This is a genomic window from Candidatus Hydrogenedentota bacterium (assembly GCA_016791475.1).
Taxonomy (GTDB): Bacteria; Hydrogenedentota; Hydrogenedentia; order Hydrogenedentales; family JAEUWI01; genus JAEUWI01.
Genome location: JAEUWI010000411.1, coordinates 1 through 542, shown reverse-complemented (window position 1 = coordinate 542; position 542 = coordinate 1). Strand labels below are relative to the sequence as shown.

The following is a 542-nucleotide window of genomic DNA, read 5'->3' as shown; positions in this document are numbered from 1 at the left end:
CTCCGCGACGGCGAGCTGTGCGTCTGCCACATTGTCGACGTGTTGGGCGTGCCGCAGCCCAAGGCCTCGCGGCATCTGGCCTACCTGCGCCGCGCCGGCCTGGTCCTGGCCCGTAAGGAAGGACAATGGAGCTACTATCGCCTGGCGCCGGCCCGCGGCGCCGTGCATCAGAAACTTCTGGAATGCCTGAGTTGCTGTTTTGACGAAGTGCCCGAGCTGGCCAAGGACGTTCGCCTGGCCTCGCGCAAACGGTGTTGCAGCTAGGCTCTTTTTTTAACCAAATATATTCGCCTGAGCGTATGCAAAAGTTCCGCGTCCTGTTCCTGTGTACGGGCAATTCCTGCCGCAGCCAGATGGCCGAGGGCTGGGCCCGGCATCTGCACCCCGACACGATCGAGGCCTACTCGGCCGGCACTGCGCCGACGACGCTCAACCCCCGGGCCGTGCAGGTCATGGCCGAGGCGGGCGTCGACATCGCCAACCGGGAGTCGAAGCACGTCGACGACCTGGCCGGCCTGGAGTTCGACTACCTGATCACGGTC

2 protein-coding genes are annotated in these 542 nt (G+C 64.8%); both read left to right on the top strand.

Features of this window, described 5'->3' with window-relative positions:
- Window positions 1-264, top strand: a 264-nt coding sequence (locus tag JNK74_29970) for a helix-turn-helix transcriptional regulator (GenBank protein ID MBL7650397.1), incomplete at its 5' end; no start/stop codon positions are given.
- 35 nt (window positions 265-299) lie between these two features.
- Window positions 300-542, top strand: a 243-nt coding sequence (locus JNK74_29965) for an arsenate reductase ArsC (GenBank protein MBL7650396.1), incomplete at its 3' end; no start/stop codon positions are given.